Here is a 19,421-nt window from a genome sequence, read left to right as displayed (position 1 = left end):
GAAGGTCACACCGCCGGCGGTGCCGTCGAGCCCCGCGGGGTCAGCACCGGCGTCGGCACCGGATGCGAGCCCGGCCCCTCGCCGGTGATCACCCCGAACAGCGTGCGGGCCGCGTCCGCGCCGAATCCGTGCACGTCATGGCTCATCGCCGACAGGGTGGGGTGGGTCAGCCGGCACAGCTGGGAGTCGTCCCAGGCCAGCAGGGACACATCGGCGGGGACCTTCAGGCCCATCTCGGCGGCCACCGACAGTCCGGCCACCGCCATGATGTCGTTGTCGTAGACGATCGCGGTCGGCCGGTCCGGCGGCGCGGCGGTGAGCAGCGACCTCGTCGCCCGCGCCCCCGCCTCCCCGGAGTAGTCGGTGGTGACCTGCCAGGCCCGGGCCAGCTCCAGGGACCGGGCCGCCTCGTCGAAGGCGGCCGTGCGCATCGCGGTGTGTCCGAGGGCCGCCGCGCCGCCGACCCGGGCGATCCGCCGGTGCCCGAGCGCGGCGAGGTAGCGCACGGCCTCCGTGACGGCGGTGGCGTCGTCGGTCCACACGGAGGTGAGCCCGCCGGTCAGCGACGGGTGCCCGACCGCCACCACCGGCAGACCCAGCCGCTCGGCCGCCGCCACCCTGGGGTCGTCCGGCCCGAAGTCGACCAGGATCGAGCCGCCGATCTGCCGCCCCTTCCACCAGGACTCCAGCAGACCGGCCTCCTCCCGCACATTCCGCACCAGCCTCAGCAGCAGCGAGCAGGACCGCTCGGTCAGCACGCTCTCCACGCCGGAGATGAACTCCATGTAGAACGGCTCCAGCCCGAGCATCTGCGCCGGCCGGCAGATCGCCAGCCCCACCACGTCCACCCGGGCCCCGGCCAGCGACCGGGCGGTGAGATGCGGCGCCCAGCCCAGCTCCCGCGCGGCGGCGAAGATCCGGTCCCGGGTCGTCTCCGACAGCCCCGGCTTGTGGTTGAAGGCCAGCGACACCGCGCCCTTGGACACGCCGGCGCGCGCGGCGACGTCCTTGATGGTGACGCGGGGGGTCGGCGTCGCTGTCATCGGGCGGGCTCCACGCAGTACAGGGCTGCCCGGGCGGCGGCCGGGTCAGGGGTCTTCCAGCCCCGCACGCCGATCGTGACCCGTTCCCCGGGAAGCAGCGTGACCAGCCCGCGGTCCGCCCGCGCCCCCGGATCCAGCCGGTCGGCCTGCAGCAGCAGGTCCCGTACCAGGGTACGCGCCGTCACCGTCACCGCGCCCGGCGCCACGGACACCTCGAACTCCGGCCGAGGGTACGGGATTTCACGGTCGGGGGCCGGGAAGTACAGGGCGCGCAGCCCGCCCGCGTCGGCGACCAGGAACTCCTTGGGGCCCACGGGCCGCAGCTCGCGCGGGACGACGAGGTCCGCGACCGTCCGCCCCTGAGCCGCGAGACCCAGGCTCGCCCTGCCGGTCACCTCGCCCTCGACGCTCATCCGGCGCAGGACCAGGTGCCCCGTCCACTCCTCGGCGGCCTGGTTGACGGCCGCCAGCACGAGCCCGCCCTCCCGCTCTCGCAGCGTCAGCAACCGGTCCGCGTACAGCCGCCGCAGCTCGTGGTAGAGCGGCTTCTCCCGCCCGTCGCCGTCGATCGCCGCCCAGGAGGTCACCGGCCAGCAGTCGTTGAGCTGCCAGACCACCGTGCCCGCGCACACCGGCCAGTTCGACCGCCAGTGCTCGATCCCGGCGGCCACCGCGCGCGCCTGGTTGACCTGCGTGAGGTAGTGCCAGCGGTCGAAGTCCCCTCCGGGCGGGACGAAGTGCCGGGCGAGGCCGCGCTCCAGCTTGCCGTTGCCGTCGTCCGCCTTCTGGTGGTGCAGCACACCGGGGGAGTCCGGCGCGAGCTCCTCACCGGGCAGCGCGCGCCGCAGCGTGGCGTACGCTGGCGGCGCCTGCCAGCCGAACTCGGCCACGAAACGCGGCACGTTCAGCCGGTAGTCCGCGTAGTCCTCCCGGTTCCACACCTCCCACGAGTGGTACGTGCCGTGCGCCGGGTCGTTCGGGTGGTGCGCCCAGGACCCGGACCAGGGGCTGCCCGCCGTGTACGGCCGCGTGGGATCCAACTCGGTCACCACACGCGGCAGTACGCCCAGGTAGTATCCCTCGCCCCAGGACTCCCCGGCCAGCTCCCGCTCCCAGCCCCAGTCCCGGAAACCCCACAGGTTCTCGTTGTTGCCGTTCCACAGCACCAGCGACGGGTGTGGCATCAGCCGTACGACGTTCTCCCGGGCCTCCGCCTCCACCTCGGCGCGCAGCGGCTGTTCCTCCGGGTAGGCCGCGCAGGCGAACGGGAAGTCCTGCCAGACCAGCAGGCCCAACTCGTCGCAGGCGTCGTAGAAGTCATCGCTCTCGTAGATCCCGCCGCCCCACACCCGCACCAGGTCCACGTTCGCCCCGGCCGCCTGCTCCAGCCGCTCCCGGTAGCGCTCGCGGGTCACACGGGAGGGGAAGACGTCGTCCGGGATCCAGTTGACCCCCCGGGCGAACAGCCGCTCCCCGTTGACGACCAGGGTGAATCCGGTGCCGTGCGCGTCGGGCCGCCGGTCCAGTCCGACCGTGCGGAAGCCGATCCGGCGGTGCCAGGCGTCGATCACCTCTTCACCGTGCGCCAGCGTCAACTCGACGTCGTACAAGTGTTGTTCGCCGTACTCGCGTGGCCACCACAGCCGTGCCCCGGGTACCCGGAGCCGGACGACCCCGCTCGTCCCCGCCACATCGGCGCGCGCCGTCCGCCCGCCCACGCTGACCGCGAGGGTGAGCCCTGCCTCCACCCGGGACCGCTCGACGTCGACATGCAACTCGACGACGCCCGTGCCCTGTTCGACGGTGACCAGGGGCCGCACCCGGCTGATCCGGGCCGTCGACCAGTGCTCCAGCCGCACCGGCCGCCAGATGCCCGCCGTGACCAGGGTGGGCCCCCAGTCCCAGCCGAAGGAGCAGGCCATCTTGCGGATGTACTGGTACGGCTCGGCGTAGGCGGCGGGCCGCTCGCCCAGCCGCTCGCGCACGGTCTCGGCCTCGGTGTAGGCGGAGGTGAAGCGCACCGCCAGCCGTCCTCGCCGTCCCGTGACGTCGAAGCGGTGGGAGCGGTGCATGTTCCGTACCCGGCCCAGGAGCCGCCCGTCGAGCGTGATCCCGGCCGCGGTGTCGAGACCGTCGAAGACGAGATCGGTCCGCTCGTGCGCGGACGCCGCCCGCAGCTCCCTCTCGTACGTCCACCCGCGCCGCCCGACCCAGGCCACCTCCGCCTCGTTCCGCCCGAGGAACGGGTCCGGGATCTCCCCGGCCGCGAGCAGATCGGTGTGCACGCAACCCGGCACCCGGGCGGGGAGCGCCCGCCCCTCGTGCCGCAGGGTCCAGCCCTCGGTGAGTGGTGTGGCCTCCAGCATGCGGCACTCCCTAAACCGGTCTATGCACGGGATTGGACGTACTTCTGCAGCCTTGGCGCGATTGGGACTTTACCGGTTGAGGAAAGCGCTGTCAGAGTGCCGAATCAGCCAACCCCCGCACGTGCTCTTCCGTCACCATGAACGGAGTTGACGCACATGAACCACCGCCGCACGATCCTGGCCACGGCCGCGGGAGCCGCCCTGCTGCTCGCGGGCTGCACCGGTACGGGAGGCTCGACGAAGGGCGCCGACGCCAAGGCGCCCGACGACCCGTCGAAGGTGAGCGGGACCATCACGGTCCTCACCCAGCGGACCGACCTGGTGCAGGACGGCACGATGAAGAAGTACGCCGCCGAGTTCAACCGGACGTATCCGAAGGTGAAGGTCAAGTTCCAGGCGCTCACCAACTACGAGTCCGAAGTCAAGATCCGTATGAACACGGAGAACTACGGCGACGTCCTGATGATCCCCGCGGTCATCAAGAAGAGCGACTACCCGAAGTTCTTCGCCTCGCTCGGCACCCGGGCAGAGCGGGCCGGGAAGTACCGGTTCACCGACTTCACCACGGTCGACGGAAAGGTCTACGGCCAGAGCCCGATCGGCGTGACCCCCGGCTTCGTCTACAACAAGCGGATCTGGAAGCGGGCCGGGATCACCGAGTGGCCCACCACGCCGGCCCGGTTCCTCGACGACCTGAAGGCGATCAAAGCGAAGACCGGCGCCACCCCGTACTACACCAACTTCGCCGCCCAGTGGCCGCTGACCTCCTGGACGTTCGTGAACGGCTCGGTGCACTGCGACACCGATGCCACCACCGAGCTCGCCGACGGCAACCCCTGGGCCGAGGGGGCCGACCTGCGCGTCGGCGACACCCTGCTGTACGACGTCGTGCACGGCGGGCTCGCCGAGAAGGACCCGACGACCACCAACTGGGAGGCCTCCAAGCCCGATCTGGCGAAGGGCGAGATCGCCACGGAGTGGCTCGGCACCTGGGCGGTCATCCAGTTCCAGGACGCCGCCCGCAAGGCCGGGGTGAACCCCGACGACATCGGCTTCATGCCCTTCCCGGCCCAGGTGGACGGCACGTTCTGCGCGGTGGTCGGCCCGGACTACAACCAGGCCGTCAACATCCACTCCGCGCACAAGGAGGCGGCCCGCGCCTGGATCGACTGGTTCACCGACAAGTCCGGCTACGACAAGGACAACCTGGCCGTCTCCCCGCTGAAGGACGCGCCCCTGCCCGCCGTCCTCGAGCCGTACGAGGACGCCGGTGTGAAGCTGATCGAGCTGAACGACTCGGCGGGCGCCAAGGTCAAGGCGATCGACGACCAGTCCGAGGTCGGCATCTACAAGCCCGACTACCGCCAGGACCTGGTCGACCTCGCGCGCGGCGCCAGGAAGGGCAGCCTGGACGACTTCCTGAACGGACTCGCGAAGAAGTGGACCGAGGCCCGCGCGACCGTGGAGTCGGGGTCCTGATGGCGGACGCCACCCGGAAGGCGGCCGTCTGGCGGGTCCTGACGCCCTGGCTCTTCCTGCTCGCCCCGCTCGCCCTCCTGATCACGTTCACCTACGCGCCGATCGCCAACATGGTCGCGTACAGCTTCACGGACTGGGACGGCGTCAGCCCGGAACTGCACTACACGGGTGCCGGGAACTACACCGAACTCTTCACCCGCCGCGATCTCTTCGAGGTCTTCTTCGTCAGCGGCTACTACCTGGCCGCCTCCGCCGTCCAGATCGTGGCCGCGCTCTACTTCGCGACCGTCCTGAGCTTCAACGTCCGCTTCCGCAACTTCTTCAAGGGCGTGCTCTTCTTCCCGTACCTGATCAACGGGGTGGCGATCGGCTTCGTCTTCCTCTACTTCTTCCAGGACGGCGGCACCCTGGACTCGGTGCTGAGCCTGTTCGGCGCGCACTCCCACCACGCCTGGCTGGGCACCGAGGTGTCGGCGAACCTCTCCCTGGCGGGCGTCTCGGTGTGGCGCTACATGGGCCTGAACTTCGTGCTCTTCCTCGGCGCGATCCAGTCCATCCCGGGGGAGCTTTACGAGGCGGCGGAACTGGACGGGGCGAACCGATGGCAGCAGTTCCGGCACATCATCGCGCCCGGCATCAAGCCGGTGGTGGCCCTGACCGTGATCCTGTCGGTCTCCGGCTCGCTGTCCGCCTTCGAGATCCCCTACATCATGACCGGCGGCGCGACCGGCACCGAGACCTTCGTGATCCAGACCGTGAAGCTGGCCTTCCAGTTCAACAAGACGGGGCTCGCCTCGGCGGCGGCGGTCGTCCTGCTGCTGATCCTGCTGGCGGTGACCTGGCTGCAGCGGCGCCTCGTACCCGACTCCGCCGACAACAGGATGGACCTCGTATGACGCGCCGGATCGTCGCCCGCGCCCTGGTGTACCTGTCGCTGATCGCCGCCACGGTGGTCGTGCTGCTCCCCCTGGGAGCCGTCCTGCTGACCTCCCTGAAGTCCCCGGAGGAGATGGCGGACGACAGCGGTGCCCTCACCGCCCCGCACGACCCGCTCGACTTCCACAACTACGTGACGGCGTTCCAGGACGGCCGGATGCTCCAAGCCTTCGGCAACACCGCCTTCATCCTGCTCTTCGCCATCGGCGGCACCGTGCTCATCGGCTCGATGACGGCCTACGCCATCGACCGCTTCACCTTCCGCTTCAAGAAGCTGGTGGTGGCCCTGTTCCTGCTGGCCGCGCTGGTCCCCGGGGTGACCACCCAGGTGGCCACCTTCCAGATCGTCAACAGCTTCGGCCTCTTCGACACCCGCTGGGCGCCGATCGTGCTCTACATGGGCACGGACATCGTCTCGATCTACATCTTCCTGCAGTTCGTACGGTCGATCCCGATCTCGCTGGACGAGGCCGCCCGCCTGGACGGCGCCAACGCCTTCACGATCTACCGCCGGATCATCTTCCCGCTCCTGAAACCCGCGACGGCGACCGTGGTGATCGTGAAGGGGATCACCGTCTACAACGACTTCTACATCCCCTTCCTCTATATGCCGTCCCAGGATCTTGGCGTGATCTCGACGTCCCTGTTCCGCTTCCGCGGCCCGTTCGGCGCCCACTGGGAGACGATCTCGGCCGGGGCGGTCCTGGTGATCGTCCCGACCCTGATCGTCTTCCTCGCCCTGCAGCGCTTCATCTACAACGGCTTCACGAGAGGAGCGACGCGGTAGCGCGCCCTGTGACTAGGCCTCCTGCGCGGCCAGCGCGGCGACCAGCACCGGTGTCACCAGCTCGACCTGCCAGGGCCGTGCCCCGTAGCCCGCGAGTGCGGCGGTCACGGACTCCTCGTCCACGAGCTTCGGCGGCTCCCAGCAGATGCGCCGCACGGTGTCGGGGGTGATCAGGTTCTCCTGAGGCATGTTGAGCCGCTCGGCCAGCGAGGACACCCCCGCCCGAGCCGCCGAGAGGCGAGCCGCGGCGGCGGGGTCCTTGTCGGCCCAGGCCCGGGGAGGCGGCGGACCGACGACCGGCTGCCCCGGCTGCGGCAACTGCGCCTCGGACAGCGCCTTCGCGCGATCGACCGCCGCCTGCCACTGCTCCAGCTGCCGCCGCCCCATCCGGTGCCCGAACCCGTTCAGCGCGGCGAGGGCGTGCACATTGGCGGGCGAGGAGAGCGCCGCCTCCACGATGGCGGCGTCGCTGAGCACCTTGCCCGGCGACACGTCCCGCCGCTGGGCGATACGGTCCCGCGTCTCCCACAGCTCGCGCACCACGGCGAGCTGCCGGCGCCGGCGCACCTTGTGCATACCGGAGGTCCGGCGCCAGGGATCCTTGCGCGGCTCGGCGGGCGGCGCGGAGGCGATGGCGTCGAACTCCTGCCGGGCCCACTCCAGCTTGCCCTGCCGGTCCAGCTCCTTCTCCAGCGCGTCCCGCAGGTCGACCAGCAGCTCGACGTCCAGCGCGGCGTACCTCAGCCACGGCTCGGGCAGCGGCCGGGTCGACCAGTCGACGGCGGAGTGGCCCTTCTCCAGGACGAAGCCCAGGACGCCCTCGACCATCGCGCCCAGGCCGACCCTCGGGAACCCGGCCAGCCGACCGGCCAGTTCGGTGTCGAACAGGCGGCTGGGAATCATGCCTATCTCGCGCAGACAGGGCAGGTCCTGGGTGGCCGCGTGCAGCACCCACTCGGCGCCGGACAGCGCCTCGCCGAGGCCGGACAGGTCGGGGCAGGCGACGGGGTCGATCAGCGCCGATCCGGCACCCTCGCGGCGCAGCTGCACCAGATAGGCGCGCTGGCCGTAGCGGTAGCCGGAGGCACGCTCGGCGTCGACGGCGACGGGGCCGGAGCCCGCGGCGAAGGCGGCGACCACCTCGGCCAGCGCGGCCTCGTCGGCGATCACCGGCGGGATGCCCTCGCGGGGCTCGAGCAAGGGGATCGGCGCCGCCGTCGCAGAAGATCCGCCGTCGTCCGGAGGGGTTCCTCCGGTGGTGCGCAGTGGCATGTCTGCTGCGGTCTCTTGGGCGTCGGTCACATGTCAAGGGTATCTGTGTGTGGACAGCGCCCGTCGACGGAACGTTCCGTCGACGGGCGTCGGAGGGTCGTAAACCAGTCAGGATCCGGTCAGGCGGGTGAAGCGTTCTGGTTCACATGGGTGAATGATCGAGAGGTCAGTGGATGATCCCGGTGCGCAGGGCCACCGCGACCATTCCGGCCCGGTCGCCCGTGCCGAGCTTGCGGGCGATTCGGGCGAGGTGGCTCTTGACGGTCAGGGCGGACAGGCCCATCGAGACGCCGATCGCCTTGTTCGACTGGCCCTCCGCGACCAGCCGCAGCACCTCGACCTCGCGGCCGGACAGTTCGCGGTAGCCGCCCGGGTGGCTCGGGGCACCCGGGGGGCGGCGGTGCATACGGGCGGCGGCGGCGCCGATGGGGGCGGCGCCCGGTCGGGTGGGGAGCCCGATGTTGGTGCGGGTGCCGGTGACGACGTAACCCTTGACGCCGCCGGCCAGGGCGTTGCGCACGGCGCCGATGTCGTCGGCGGCGGAGAGGGCGAGGCCGTTGGGCCAGCCCGCGGCGCGGGTCTCGGACAGCAGGGTCAGGCCGGAGCCGTCGGGGAGGTGGACGTCGGCGACGCAGATGTCGCGGGGGTTGCCGATGCGGGGACGAGCCTCCGCGATGGACGAGGCCTCGATGACATCGCGCACACCGAGCGCCCACAGATGGCGGGTGACGGTGGAGCGGACGCGCGGGTCGGCCACGACCACCATGGCGGTCGGCTTGTTCGGGCGGTAGGCGACCAGGCTTGCGGGCTGCTCGAGGAGAACGGACACCAGGCCTCCTGGGGTGCGGGGACGGGGCCGGCTCGTGGGGATGAAGCCGGGACGAACCGTGATTTCAAGGTCACAGTCGTCTTCGGCAGCAAACGCGTCCGCCTTTAGGGAATGATCACGATCCAGTGAGTAACAATCCGTGCAATTCGGACACGCGATCGATCATGCGAAGATCGAGTCGGTTCGAGCGGATGCGATTCGGGATCGCAATGTGGCCGTATCGACAAAGAGATGGTCAACCGCGGGTGAGTCAGCGGGACTGCGGTCCCCTGCGCTGCGGGAGGGTCACCACCGACGCGTCACCGGGGGCGGCCGGCGGCAGACCCGCCACCTGGGCCAGCAGGTCGCACCAGGCGGTGAGATGGGCGGCGGTGTCCGGGGCGCCGCCCAGGCCCTCGCGGGGCGTCCACGAGGCGCGGATCTCGATCTGCGAGGCGGCGGGGCGCTCCGACAGCCCGCCGAAGTAGTGCGAACTCGCGCGCGTGACGGTCCCGCTCGGCTCGCCGCACGCGAGGCCGCGCGCCTGCAGGGCGCCGGTCAGCCACGACCAGCACACCTCGGGCAGCAGCGGATCCGCGGCCATCTCCGGCTCCAGCTCGGCCCGCACCAGCGTCACCAGCCGGAACGTGCCGCGCCAGGCCTCGTGCCCGTCCGGGTCGTGCAGCAGCACCAGGCGGCCGTCGGCGAGGTCCTGGTCGCCGTCGACGACCGCTGCCTCCAGCGCGTACGCGAAGGGCGCGAGCCGCTGCGGGGCGGGTGTCGGCTCCACCTCGATCTGCGGGCGCAGCCGGGCGGCCCGGAGCGCCTCGACCGCCGCCCGGAAGGCCGGTGGCGCCGCACTGCCCGTATGCCCGTCCGCCTCCCCGGTGTCCTTCGCGTCGTCCATTCCGCCAGCGCCGTCCGACAGTCGTCCCTGAGCCGCAGCCATGCGGGGAAGAGTAAGGGGAACCGGGGCATCGTGCAGGGCAGACACCCCGCGCCGCCGGTCGCCGACCCCGGCCGGGGCCCCTGCGCCGCCGTGCGAGACTTGCCCCGTGAGTGCCAACGAGACTTCCACGGGCCGGCAGCCGACCCGGCCGTCCGCGACGTACGACTCCGCCTTCCTCAAGGCGTGCAGGCGCGAGCCCGTGCCGCACACGCCGGTGTGGTTCATGCGGCAGGCCGGGCGCTCCCTGCCGGAGTACCGCAAGGTGCGCGAGGGCATCCCGATGCTGGAGTCCTGCATGCGGCCGGAACTGGTCACCGAGATCACGCTCCAGCCGGTGCGCCGGCACGGCGTGGACGCGGCGATCTACTTCAGCGACATCGTCGTACCGCTGAAGGCCATCGGCCTCGACCTCGACATCAAGCCCGGTGTCGGCCCGGTCGTCGAGCAGCCGATCCGCACCCGCGCCGACCTCGCCCGGCTGCGTGACCTCACCCCCGAGGACGTCTCCTACGTCACCGAGGCGATCGGCCTGCTCACCCGCGAACTGGGCGGCACACCGCTGATCGGCTTCGCGGGCGCGCCGTTCACCCTCGCGAGCTATCTCGTCGAGGGCGGCCCGTCCCGCACGTACGAGAACGCCAAGGCGATGATGTACGGCGACCCCGAACTCTGGGCCGACCTGCTCGACCGCCTCGCGGACATCACCGCCGCCTTCCTGAAGGTGCAGATCGAGGCGGGCGCCTCGGCGGTCCAGCTCTTCGACTCCTGGGTCGGCGCGCTGGCCCCCGCCGACTACCGCCGCTCGGTGATGCCCGCGTCGGCGAAGGTGTTCCGGGCGGTCGAGGGATACGGCGTCCCCCGCATCCACTTCGGCGTCGGCACCGGCGAGCTGCTGAACCTGATGGGCGAGGCCGGCGCGGACGTCGTCGGCGTCGACTGGCGCGTCCCGCTGGACGAGGCCGCCCGCCGCGTCGGCCCCGGCAAGGCGCTCCAGGGCAACCTCGACCCGACGGTCCTGTTCGCCACCACGGAGGCCGTCGAGACCAAGACCCGCGAGGTCCTGGACGCCGCCGCCTCCCTGGAGGGCCATGTCTTCAACCTCGGCCACGGCGTCATGCCCACCACGGACCCGGACGCGCTGACCCGCCTGGTGGAGTACGTGCACACGCACACCGCCCGCTGACCTACCAGGTCTGCCGGGGCCGGGCCTGCCTGCCGAACAGCAGGCCGCGCGGCTCCGGCGGGGGCGGGGTGCCCGGGCGCAGCGGCAGCGCGAGCAGCATGCCCGCGACGAAGCCGACGACGTGCGCCGAGTACGCCACCGTGCCCGCGCCGGACACGCCGTGCCCGGACGAGTACACCGCCTGGAGCCCGAACCAGAACCCCAGCACCAGCCAGGCGGGCAGCCGCAGCGGCAGGAAGATCAGGAACGGCACCAGCACCCACACCCTGGCCTTCGGGAACAGCACCAGATAGGCGCCCAGGACCCCGGCGATCGCCCCGGAGGCGCCGATCAGCGGGTCACCGGAGGAAGCGTTGAGCAGCGCGAAGCCGTACCCGGCCGCGTAGCCGCAGACGACGTAGAAGAGGAAGTAGCGGATGTGGCCCATCCGGTCCTCGACGTTGTTGCCGAAGATCAGCAGGAACAGCATGTTGCCCAGCAGGTGCAGCCAGCTGCCGTGCAGGAACATCGCGGTGAAGACCGACAGGGGCGGCGACTTGTCGTAGCCCGGCGGGCCCACCACGCAGCCCGGGCCGTGCGGGCCCACGCCCACGTCCCCCGTCGGGACCGTCCGCGGCAGCTGATGGTGGATCAGCTCTCTGGGGACGGCCGCGTAGTGGTCCATGAAGGCCTGGAGGTGGCACAGCCGCATCAGGTCGCTGCCCCCGGCCACGGATCCCGCGATGCCGGGTGTGGACAGGAACACGAGGACGTTCGCGGCGATGAGCGCGTATGTCACCCAGGGGGTGCGGCGCACGGGATTCACGTCATGGACGGGGATGACCACACAGAAGTACTGCCCCCGATGCGGCCCGCGAACCGGTGAACAGGGGCGGGCGGCCGTGCGTATCTCTCCTCAACCGACGTGAGGATCAGGCGATGAACGACCGAGTTACTCCTCCCATGCACGCCACGCCCGACGGCGAGGCGGAGCTCTCCCTTGTCGTGCGGCTCCCCTGGGAGGACGTCGCCCGGCTCGGCCAGGAGGCGGGACGGCTCGCCGCGCAGATGCAGCGGCCGGTGACCCTGGACGAGGCGGTGAGCCACCGGCTGCGCTCGACCCGGCCGTCCGCCGCGCACGCCAAGCCGGCCGGCGAGCAGCCCGCGGCCATGACGTCCGGCTCGGGCATGACGTCCAGCGCGGGCGTGACCTCCCTGCCGAGGATCAGCGGAACCGCCTAGGCGGCCCCCGCGCGTACCTTCGCCGCCGCCTTTCTCGCAGCCACCAGTACCGGGTCCCACACCGGTGAGAACGGCGGGGCGTACCCCAGGTCCAGGGACGTCATCTGTTCCACCGTCATGCCCGCCGTGAGGGCCACCGCGGCGATGTCGACCCGCTTGCCCGCGCCCTCCCTGCCGACGATCTGCATGCCGAGCAGCCGTCCCGTGCGGTGCTCGGCCAGCATCTTGACCGTCATCGGGGAGGCGCCGGGGTAGTACCCGGCCCGGCTGGTCGACTCGATGATGACCGTCTCGAACCTCAGACCGACCCGGCGGGCGTCCTTCTCGCGCAGGCCGGTGCGGGCGATCTCCAGGTCGCAGACCTTGCTGACCGCCGTGCCGACCACGCCCGGGAAGGTGGCGTAACCGCCGCCGACGTTGGTGCCGATCACCTGGCCGTGCTTGTTGGCGTGGGTGCCGAGCGGGATGTGCCGCTCCTGGCCGGAGACCAGGTCCAGGACCTCCACGCAGTCGCCGCCGGCCCAGATGTCCTCGTGGCCGCGCACCCGCATGGCCCGGTCGGTGAGCAGCCCGCCGTGGTCGCCGAGGGGGAGGCCCGCCGCGCGCGCGAGGGCCGTCTCCGGGCGCACCCCGATGCCGAGCACGACCACGTCCGCCGGGTACTCGGCGTCCTCGGTGACCACCGCCCGCACCCAGCCGTCCGGCCCGGTGAGCACCTTGGTGACCTCGGCGTCGTCGACCATGGTGATGCCCAGGCCCTCCATGGCCCGGTGCACCAGGCGGCCCATGTCCGGATCGAGCGTCGACATGGGCTCCTTGCCGCGGTTGACGACCGTCACCCGGAAACCGCGGTTGATGAGCGCCTCGGCCATCTCCACGCCGATGTAGCCCGCGCCGACGACGACCGCGCGCCGGCCACGCGCGGGCGACAGCGAGTCGAGCAGGGCCTGACCGTCGTCCAGGGTCTGCACGCCGTGCACCCCGGGGGCGTCCGCGCCCGGCATGTCCGGGCGGATCGGACGGGCACCGGTGGCGATCACGAGCTTGTCGTACGACGTCCAGGACTCGGCGCCGGAATCGACGTCACGCGCCCGTACCCCGCGCCGGTCCAGGTCGATCTCCGTGACCTCGGTGCGCAGCCGCACGTCGATCCCGCGCGCGCGGTGCTCCTCGGGCGTCCGCGCGATCAGCCGGTCGCGCTCGGGGACGTCGCCGCCCACCCAGTACGGGATGCCGCACGCCGAGTAGGAGGTGAAGTGACCGCGTTCGAACGCCACGATCTCCAGCTCGTCGGGTCCGCGCAGCCGGCGCGCCTGCGACGCCGCGGACATCCCCGCGGCGTCGCCGCCGATCACGACCAGTCGTTCCGTCCCGCCCCGCCCGCCGCTCATGCTCATGCGAACACGCTAAGGGCACCGGGCACTTCGGTCGCGCTCAGCCCTCCTCTTCCCGGTCACCGGGCGCCTGCGGGGCCGCGGGTCCCGGCGCCGGGCGGGCCGTCGGCAGCGGGGCCCACTGCGCGGGCGCCGCGGGCGCGGCGGGGGCACGGCGCGGCAGCCGGGGCCGTACGACCCGCAGCCACAGCAGCACCAGCAGCGCGGCGAGCACCGCGAACGGCAGCACCGCGCCGAGGACCAGGGCGATCCAGCGCAGCATCGTGACGAACGCGTGCCAGCCGCCCGCCAGGGCGTCCACGAAGCCGGGCGAGTCGTCCTTCTTCGCGGCCTTCTTCGCCGGGGTCTGCGACAGCGACAGGGTGATGGTGGCCAGGCTCGTGCGGTCCTTCAGGGACGCCTGCCGCGCCAGCAGCGCCTCCAGGTCGGCCTCGCGGCTGCTCAACTCCCCTTCCAGGCTGACCACGTCACTGAGCTTGGTGGCCCGGTCCATCAGCTCCCGGACCCGGGCCACGCTGGCCCGCTGCGACCGGATGCGGCTGTCGACGTCCACGACCTGGTCGGTGACGTCCTGCGCCTTGGAGTCGCGGTGGACCAGCTTGCCCGCGCCCTCCAGGTCGGTGAGGACCTCGTCGTACTTGTCGGTGGGCACCCGCAGCACGACCCGGGTGCGCTCGTGGCCCGCGGAGTCCCGGCTGGTGGTCTCGTTGCCGACGTAGCCGCCCGCGTTCTCGGCGGTGGCGCGGGCCTCGTCCAGCGCCTTGGGCACGTCCGCGACCCACACGGTGAGGGACGCGGTGCGGATGATGTGCGTCGCGGTGAGAGCGGGCGCCTTGGAGGCCTGCGCGCCGCGCGCCTTGCCACCGGAGGCGCCCTCGGGCGCGGCGGCGCTCCCCGCGTCGGCCTTGCCGTCGGAGGTGCCGCCGCTCATGTCGTCCGCGCCGCTGCACCCGGCGAGGGCGAGGGACGCGGCGAGCAGGACGGCGGCCAGGGCCTGAACGGGTCGTACGGATCGTGGTGCGCGCATGTGGCGGTACCCCCCGAGGGTCGTCGACGACTGACGCTTCTTCGACGTGGGAGCCCGCCCAAACGTTGGCCGGATACGGTCCCGATGCGGTCACGGTCCGGACTCGTCGGGGCCACATGGCCCTGGCGGGACCGGCGGTGGCGTCTGAGAGGGTGGAGCCATGAGCGGATCAGGTACGGCCCCGGGCCATGTCGTCGTCGTCGGAGCCGGCATCGCCGGGCTCGCCGCCGCCCACCGGCTGCTGCGGCGCGGGGCACGGGTGACCGTGCTGGAGGCGTCGGACCGGGTCGGCGGCAAGCTGCTGCCCGGCGAGATCGCGGGCGTCCGCGTCGACCTGGGCGCCGAGTCGATGCTCGCGCGCCGCCCCGAGGCGGTGGCCCTCGCGGGCGAGGTGGGCCTGACCGACCGGCTCCGGCCGCCGGCCACCGCGACGGCCTCGATCTGGACCCGCGGCGCCCTGCGCCCCATGCCCAAGGGACACGTGATGGGTGTCCCCGGCACCGCCGCCGCCCTGGCCGGCGTGCTGTCCGACGAGGGTCTCGCCCGCATCGAACGCGACGCCGACCTGCCTCGCACCGAGGTCGGCGAGGACGTGGCGGTGGGGGAGTACGTGGCGGCCCGGCTCGGCCGCGAGGTCGTCGACCGCCTGGTCGAGCCCCTCCTGGGCGGGGTCTACGCGGGCGACGCCTACCGCCTCTCGATGCGCTCGGCGGTGCCTCAGCTGTTCCAGGCCGCGCGCACCCACACCTCCCTGACGGAGGCGGTCCGCGAGATCCAGGCGAAGGCCGCCGCCCAGCCGCAGGCCGGCGGGCCGGTGTTCATGGGCATCGAGGGCGGCGTGGGCCGGCTGCCGCTCGCGGTCGCGGAGTCGGTGCGCGGCCGGGGCGGCGAGATCGTCACGGGCGCGCCGGTGGGCGGACTGCGCCGGGAACCCGGCGGCGGCTGGCGGGTGGCGGCCGGTGACCGCGTCCTGCACGCCGACGCCGTGATCGTCGCCGTGCCCGCCCCGGCCGCCGCCGGGCTGCTGGCGGCCGAGTCCCCGGAGGCCGCCGCCGAACTGCGGGCCGTCGAGTACGCCTCCATGGCCCTGGTCACCCTCGCCTACCGCCGCGCCGAGGTCACCCTGCCGGACGGCAGCGGCTTCCTCGTACCCCCCGTCGACGGGCGCACCATCAAGGCCTCCACCTTCGCCTCCCAGAAGTGGGGCTGGATCGCCGAGCAGGACCCGGACGTGGTCGTGCTGCGCACCTCCGTCGGACGGTACGGCGAGACGGAGATCCTCGGGCACGAGGACGCCGACCTGGTCGACGTCTCCCGGCGGGACCTGCGTGCCGCCACCGGCCTGGCCGCCACGCCCCTGGAAACCCGCGTCACCCGCTGGAGCGACGGCCTGCCCCAGTACCCCGTCGGCCACCACGCGCGCGTGGCCCGCATCCGCGAGCACATCGGCAAGCTGCCGGGCCTCGCGGTGTGCGGGGCGCAGTACGACGGCGTGGGCATCCCGGCGTGCGTAGCGAGCGCGTACGCCGCCGTGGACCAGCTGGGCGGCGATCTCAGCGGTGTGCAGGAGCTCACCGCCAACCCGGTGCAGAGTCTGCACGGCGGAGCAGGAGAATGAGGGACATGAGTGACGACGCCCCCACCACCGAGTCCGGCAGGATCCCGAACAAGGGCAAGCTGGCCAAGGACCTCAACGAGGTCATCCGCTACACGCTCTGGTCGGTCTTCAAGCTGAAGGACGTGCTCCCCGAGGACCGCGCGGGCTACGCCGACGAGGTCCAGGAGCTGTTCGACCAGCTCGCCGCGAAGGACGTGACGATCCGCGGCACGTACGACGTCTCCGGCCTGCGTGCCGACGCCGACCTCATGATCTGGTGGCACGCCGAGACCAGCGACCAGCTCCAGGAGGCGTACAACCTCTTCCGCCGCACCAGGCTGGGCCGCGCCCTCACGCCGGTCTGGTCGAACATGGCGCTGCACCGCCCGGCCGAGTTCAACCGCTCGCACATCCCGGCGTTCCTCGCCGACGAGACGCCGCGCAACTACGTCAGCGTCTACCCCTTCGTGCGCTCCTACGACTGGTACCTGCTGCCGGACGAGGACCGCCGCCGCATGCTCGCCGACCACGGCAAGATGGCCCGCGGCTACCCGGACGTGCGCGCCAACACGGTCGCCTCGTTCTCCCTCGGCGACTACGAGTGGCTCCTCGCCTTCGAGGCCGACGAGCTGTACCGCATCGTCGACCTCATGCGCCATCTGCGCGCCTCCGAGGCCCGCATGCACGTCCGCGAGGAGGTCCCCTTCTTCACGGGCCGCCGCAAGGACATCGGCGAGCTGGTGGCGGGTCTGGCCTGATCACAGCCGGCCGGCCCGGCCCTCCGGCCGGTCCCTCGGGGACTGCTCGTGGGACGGGGCGTCCGCAAGGGGCTCCGGCCGTGGTTCCGGGTGCGGTGCGCAGGCCGCGTGCCGCACCGGGAGGCGGCCCTCCAGCAGATACGCGTCGAGGTAGGCGTTGACGCACGGGTTCGGGCCGCCCGCGATGCCGTGCGCGCCGGAGTCCCGCTCGGTCACCAGCACCGAGTCCGCCAGCCGCCGGTGCAGCTCCAGCGCCCCCTCGTACGGTGTGGCCGCGTCCCGTTCGGCGGCCAGGATCAGCGTCGGCGGCAGCTCACCCGGCCCGGTGCGCACGTCGACGGGCCGCTGCCGGGGCGCCGGCCAGTAGGCGCACGGCAGGTTCATCCACACGTTTTCCCAGGTCTCGAAGGGCGCCACGCGCGCGAGCCGGGTGTTGTCGCGGTCCCACACCGCCCAGTTGGTCGGCCAGGGGGCGTCGTTGCACTCGACGGCCGTGTAGACCGCGTTGGTGTTCTCCGCCTCCGCGGCCGTCTCCGGACTCGGCGCGGCCACCTCGATCAGCGGCTCCGGGTGGTCCTTCAGATACGCCGACAGCGCCGCGGCACGGCTCGGCCAGTAGTCGTCGTAGTACGCGGCCGACAGCAGCGCGCTCTGCAACTGCCCGGGCCCGACCCGCCCGCCCGCCGGTTCGACGGCCAGCCGCGCCCGTGCCGTCTCGTAGCCGCGCCGCACCTCCTCGGCCGTGCCGCCGAGCCCGTACACGTCGTCGTGCCGGGCGATCCACTCCCGGAAGTCCGCCCAGCGGCTCTCGAACGCGGCCGACTGGGCCAGGTTGTCGCGGTACCAGATCCGCCCGGGGTCCGGGTTCACCGCCGAGTCCAGCACCATCCGCCGTACGTGCGAGGGGAACAGCGTCGCGTACACCGACCCGAAGTACGTGCCGTACGACGCGCCGAGGAAGGTCAGCCTCTCCTCGCCCAGCGCGGCGCGCAGGACGTCCAGGTCGCGGGCGTTGTTGAGGGTGTTGTAGTGCCGCAGCGCGTCTCCGGCCCGCCGGCCGCAGTCGCGCGCGTACGCCTTCGCGCGGGCGATGCCCTGCCGCTTGAACGCCGCCGAGGGGTGCGTCGGCGACTGCTCGGGGCCGCCGAGGAAGCGCTCGGGGTCCTGGCAGGACAGCGGCGCCGATCCGCCCACCCCGCGCGGGGCGTACCCGACGAGGTCGTAGGCCGCCGCGATGCGCCGCCACTCGGGCAGTCGGCCGAGCAGCGGGAAGTCCATGCCGGAGGCGCCCGGACCGCCGGGGTTGTAGACGAGGGCGCCCTGGCGGGGCACCTCGCGCTTGCTGCCCCGCGGGTCCGTGCGGGTCGCCCGCACCCGGCTGACGGTCAGTTCGATCTGCTCGCCGTCGGGGTCCGCGTAGTCCAGCGGGACGGTCACCGTGCCGCACTCCGGGCCGTCCTGTGCTTCCTGGTCCTGGTCCTGGCCGGTGGCGCACGCGCCGAAGTCGATGCCGGCGTCGAGGGCGCGCGCGGCGGCCACCGCGGTGCCGCGCAGTTCCGCCGCCTCCTCGACCCCGGGCGCCCCGTCGGCGGGGCCGGCGCCGAGGGCGGTCAGGAGCAGGGCCCCGGCGGCCGAGTAGAGGGCGGCAGCTCGCATCGCGTATCCCTTCGGTGGAGGCGGTGGTGGACCGCCACGCAGAAGGGATGTTTCGGTCGGCCGTCGGCGAAGGCAAGCACCGTCCGGCCGGTGTCGGAGCCAATGCCCCCCGCGCGCCCCCGGGTGGCGCGCTCACTCCCGCCAGGGCTGGTCGCGGTGTGCGAAGGCCGCGCGCAGTTCCGGTTCACCGATCGCGCGGACGCCGCGTACGGCGACGGAGGTGAGGTAGCCGCGGTCGTCGCCGCAGCCGCCGGTGCGCCGGGTCAGCGCGTCGAGCAGCCGCTGTCCGGCCGGGGAGGCCCAGCGCGAGTACGGGTGCACCTCGACCCGGGCTATGGCCAGACAGCTCAGGGCCAGGGTGAGGGGGAGCGCGAACCACAGGGCGACCAGGTCGCGCGGCATGTCCGTCTCGGCGGGTGTCAGCAGCGCGGTCGCGCCCAGCGCGAGGACGGCCAGGGCGGCGGCGCGCACCTGTCGGACGCCCGCCGCGACGGTCGTACGCGCCCCGTCGGGCACCGCGAGCCCCGCGCGCACCAGGCCGTCGGCGAGGCTCCGGACGGCGTCCGCGCCCGCCGCGGCGGACCGCACCGGCTCGATCCGGCACTGCCCCTCCGGTCCTATGGCGCCTATCACCGACCGCTCCATCTCGTCGCGTCCGCGCGGGTCGACGACGGTCGCCCAGCCGGTGTGCGCGAGCAGCAGCCGCCGCTGCCGGGCCATCGAGACGAGGGTCAGATCGGCGACCCGGGCGGGTCCGCCGGACAGGAACGCCGCCTCGTACAGCGTCAGATCGTGTCCCCGGCCCGCGCTCGTGTCCGCCGTGTCCACGGCCGCCGCGCGTACGGCGGCCAGGCACAGCCGCGTGCACGCCGTGCCGGTGACGGCCCAGGCGAGCAGCAGGAGAAGGACCCAGAACATGACAAGTTTCTATGCCAGTGGTCTGCG

General features: G+C 72.5%; 17 protein-coding genes. 7 read left to right on the top strand and 10 right to left on the bottom strand.

Annotation, left to right across the window (positions count from 1 at the left end; translation table 11 throughout):
- Positions 1-5: 5 nt before the first annotated feature.
- Positions 6-1,043 carry a LacI family DNA-binding transcriptional regulator gene (locus ACZ7L0_RS03765; RefSeq protein ID WP_471240763.1) on the bottom strand — a complete coding sequence of 346 codons (1,038 nt, stop codon included), beginning with the start codon at positions 1,041-1,043 and terminating at the stop codon, positions 6-8.
- On the bottom strand, positions 1,040-3,409 hold the full coding sequence (locus ACZ7L0_RS03760) for a glycoside hydrolase family 2 protein (RefSeq protein WP_471240762.1): 2,370 nt from the start codon (positions 3,407-3,409) through the stop codon (positions 1,040-1,042). Before ACZ7L0_RS03760 ends, ACZ7L0_RS03765 begins: the two co-directional genes overlap by 4 nt.
- 156 nt (positions 3,410-3,565) lie before the next feature.
- Between ACZ7L0_RS03760 and ACZ7L0_RS03755 the strand changes: the two genes are divergently transcribed.
- The 3 genes from ACZ7L0_RS03755 to ACZ7L0_RS03745 are packed head-to-tail and all read left to right on the top strand — an operon-like array spanning position 3,566 to position 6,611.
- On the top strand, positions 3,566-4,888 hold the full coding sequence (locus tag ACZ7L0_RS03755; RefSeq protein WP_471240761.1) for an ABC transporter substrate-binding protein: 1,323 nt from the start codon (positions 3,566-3,568) through the stop codon (positions 4,886-4,888).
- Entirely contained in the window at positions 4,888-5,784 is an 897-nt protein-coding gene (locus tag ACZ7L0_RS03750) for a carbohydrate ABC transporter permease (RefSeq protein WP_471240760.1), read from the top strand. Before ACZ7L0_RS03755 ends, ACZ7L0_RS03750 begins: the two co-directional genes overlap by 1 nt.
- Entirely contained in the window at positions 5,781-6,611 is an 831-nt protein-coding gene (locus ACZ7L0_RS03745) for a carbohydrate ABC transporter permease (RefSeq protein WP_471240759.1), read from the top strand. Before ACZ7L0_RS03750 ends, ACZ7L0_RS03745 begins: the two co-directional genes overlap by 4 nt.
- A gap of 12 nt (positions 6,612-6,623) precedes the next feature.
- On the opposite strand, the gene ACZ7L0_RS03740 is transcribed toward ACZ7L0_RS03745, so the two are convergent.
- The 3 genes from ACZ7L0_RS03740 to ACZ7L0_RS03730 all read right to left on the bottom strand — a co-directional run bounded on the left by ACZ7L0_RS03740 (position 6,624) and on the right by ACZ7L0_RS03730 (position 9,640).
- The gene (locus tag ACZ7L0_RS03740; RefSeq protein ID WP_471240758.1) at positions 6,624-7,913 is read right to left on the bottom strand and encodes an HRDC domain-containing protein; all 1,290 of its coding nucleotides are present in this window, start codon (positions 7,911-7,913) and stop codon (positions 6,624-6,626) included.
- A 136-nt stretch (positions 7,914-8,049) separates the two neighbouring features.
- Positions 8,050-8,712 carry a LuxR C-terminal-related transcriptional regulator gene (locus ACZ7L0_RS03735; RefSeq protein WP_471240757.1) on the bottom strand — a complete coding sequence of 221 codons (663 nt, stop codon included), beginning with the start codon at positions 8,710-8,712 and terminating at the stop codon, positions 8,050-8,052.
- Between the two features lie 250 nt (positions 8,713-8,962).
- Positions 8,963-9,640, bottom strand: a complete 678-nt coding sequence (locus ACZ7L0_RS03730; protein WP_471240756.1) for a DUF3000 domain-containing protein — start codon at positions 9,638-9,640, stop codon at positions 8,963-8,965.
- A 106-nt stretch (positions 9,641-9,746) separates the two neighbouring features.
- Between ACZ7L0_RS03730 and hemE the strand changes: the two genes are divergently transcribed.
- Positions 9,747-10,823, top strand: coding sequence for a uroporphyrinogen decarboxylase (gene hemE, locus ACZ7L0_RS03725; protein WP_471240755.1), 1,077 nt, complete (start codon positions 9,747-9,749; stop codon positions 10,821-10,823).
- A gap of 1 nt (position 10,824) precedes the next feature.
- Here hemE and ACZ7L0_RS03720 read toward each other — a convergent pair whose 3' ends face one another.
- A complete protein-coding gene (locus tag ACZ7L0_RS03720; RefSeq protein ID WP_471240754.1) occupies positions 10,825-11,649 on the bottom strand; it encodes a rhomboid family intramembrane serine protease in 825 nt (274 codons plus the stop codon).
- Positions 11,650-11,741: 92 nt separating this feature from the next.
- On the opposite strand from ACZ7L0_RS03720, the gene ACZ7L0_RS03715 reads away from it, so the two are divergent.
- Positions 11,742-12,044 (top strand): hypothetical protein, encoded by a 303-nt coding sequence (locus tag ACZ7L0_RS03715; RefSeq protein WP_471240753.1) that lies wholly within the window; start codon positions 11,742-11,744, stop codon positions 12,042-12,044.
- Here the strand turns inward: ACZ7L0_RS03715 and ACZ7L0_RS03710 are convergent.
- Positions 12,041-13,441, bottom strand: a complete 1,401-nt coding sequence (locus ACZ7L0_RS03710) for an FAD-dependent oxidoreductase (RefSeq protein WP_471240752.1) — start codon at positions 13,439-13,441, stop codon at positions 12,041-12,043. The genes ACZ7L0_RS03715 and ACZ7L0_RS03710 overlap by 4 nt on opposite strands.
- Before the next feature lie 37 nt (positions 13,442-13,478).
- Positions 13,479-14,465 carry a DUF4349 domain-containing protein gene (locus ACZ7L0_RS03705; RefSeq protein ID WP_471240751.1) on the bottom strand — a complete coding sequence of 329 codons (987 nt, stop codon included), beginning with the start codon at positions 14,463-14,465 and terminating at the stop codon, positions 13,479-13,481.
- A gap of 160 nt (positions 14,466-14,625) precedes the next feature.
- On the opposite strand from ACZ7L0_RS03705, the gene hemG reads away from it, so the two are divergent.
- Entirely contained in the window at positions 14,626-16,083 is a 1,458-nt protein-coding gene (hemG, locus tag ACZ7L0_RS03700; RefSeq protein ID WP_471240750.1) for a protoporphyrinogen oxidase, read from the top strand.
- 5 nt (positions 16,084-16,088) lie between these two features.
- A complete protein-coding gene (hemQ, locus tag ACZ7L0_RS03695) occupies positions 16,089-16,820 on the top strand; it encodes a hydrogen peroxide-dependent heme synthase (protein ID WP_471240749.1) in 732 nt (243 codons plus the stop codon).
- Here hemQ and ACZ7L0_RS03690 read toward each other — a convergent pair whose 3' ends face one another.
- Both ACZ7L0_RS03690 and ACZ7L0_RS03685 read right to left on the bottom strand, forming a co-directional pair.
- Positions 16,821-18,476 (bottom strand): alpha/beta hydrolase, encoded by a 1,656-nt coding sequence (locus ACZ7L0_RS03690; RefSeq protein WP_471240748.1) that lies wholly within the window; start codon positions 18,474-18,476, stop codon positions 16,821-16,823. It lies immediately after the preceding gene.
- A gap of 132 nt (positions 18,477-18,608) precedes the next feature.
- Complete coding sequence (locus ACZ7L0_RS03685) at positions 18,609-19,394, bottom strand: TIGR04222 domain-containing membrane protein (protein ID WP_471240747.1); 786 nt, start codon at positions 19,392-19,394, stop codon at positions 18,609-18,611.
- Positions 19,395-19,421 lie beyond the last annotated feature (27 nt).

This window comes from Streptomyces sp. NPDC039424 (genome assembly GCF_055639495.1).
The sequence above is the reverse complement of the archived record's forward strand: the minus strand, read 5'-3'. Positions and strand labels throughout refer to the sequence as shown.